Annotated in this window: 1 protein-coding gene; it reads right to left on the reverse strand. The window is 65.5% G+C overall.

Annotated features, from left to right (window positions below):
- Positions 1-150: 150 nt before the first annotated feature.
- On the reverse strand, positions 151-1,104 hold the full coding sequence (locus AC1D0A_RS21885) for an IS481 family transposase (RefSeq protein ID WP_476946831.1): 954 nt from the start codon (positions 1,102-1,104) through the stop codon (positions 151-153).
- Positions 1,105-1,346: the final 242 nt, after the last annotated feature.

Raw genomic sequence — 1,346 nt, forward strand, 5'->3', positions numbered from 1 at the left:
GACAGCGCTCCCTCGTCGAACATGACGCGCCAGCCAACCGGACGACGCCGAAGAACGGATACGAAAAGAGCGGTCCAAGACAAACCAGCCCTGGACCGCTCACCCTTGCCCTATTGACAAGAACACCTACATATCAGGTGTACTGAGCCATCAGGTTGGTGACACCCGGGTGATGGGTGTGGTTCCGATGCCGGTGTGGATTCGTTCAGTGTTGTAGTGCTGGAGCCAGGGCGCAAGTGCGGATTGGCGGTCGTTGCTGCTGGTGAAGACCTGCCGGTAGGCCCATTCGGTTTGCAGGGTCCGGTTGAAGCGTTCGGCTTTGCCGTTGGTCCAGGGGCAGTGGGGCTTGATGAAGCGCTGAACTGCTCCGAGATCTGCGACTGCCTGACGGAACATTGTGGAGTTGCGGCAGGCGAAGGCGTTGTCGGTGATGACGCGTTCGATCCGTTGGATGCCGTGGCCGGCGAAGTAGCCCGCGGCGCGGGTGAGGAACCCGGCCGCGGTGGCGCCCTTCTCATCGGGAAGGACCTCGGCGTAGCCGGTGCGGGAGTGGTCATCGATCGCGACGTGGACGTAGTCGTAACCGATTCCGCGTCCCTTGACCTGCTCCGAGCGGCCGTGGGCCCGCCAGCCGCCGCCGTCCGGGATGCGTCCGAGCTTCTTGACGTCCAGATGGACCAGTTCCCCGGGCCGTGCCCGCTCGTACCGGTTCGCCGTGGTCCGGGCGGCGCGGATCGGGGCGCCGGTCAGCGGATCGCAGTCCGCCAGCCGCGGGACCCCGTGCCGGTGCAGGATCCGGGACACGGTCCGGGCCGGGACGCCGGTGAACGCGGCGATCCGCAGCGGACCGAACCGTAACGACCGCCGGGCGTCCAGGACGGCTTGCTCACGGTCGGAACTCGTCCGGGCCGGTGATGACCTCGGCCGGCTTGAGCGGTTCGGCAGCCCGGCTGCGCCCTCGGCCCGGAAACGTCTGACCCACCGGTACGCGGTCTGCCGGGACACGCCCAGCTCCGCAGCGATATGGGCGACCGGGCGGCCGGCGGCCACCCGGTCGATCAGGAGTCTTCCATGAACCGTCAACCGGGCATTAACGTGGGACACGAGGACCTCCGAGCGCCAAGTGTGTGAACTAGACAGCTCCACTTAGCCCGGAGGTCCTCCTCGTTTTCAAGCCCCACATGTCAACAACGTCCCGGCTCAGTACACCTGATATGTAGGTGTTCTTGTCAATAGGGCAAGGGTGAGCGGTCCAGGGCTGGTTTGTCTTGGACCGCTCTTTTCGTATCCGTTCTTCGGCGTCGTCCGGTTGGCTGGCGCGTCATGTTCGACGAGGGAGCGCTGTC

The sequence above is a fragment of the Arthrobacter sp. P1_D4 genome (assembly GCF_056406115.1).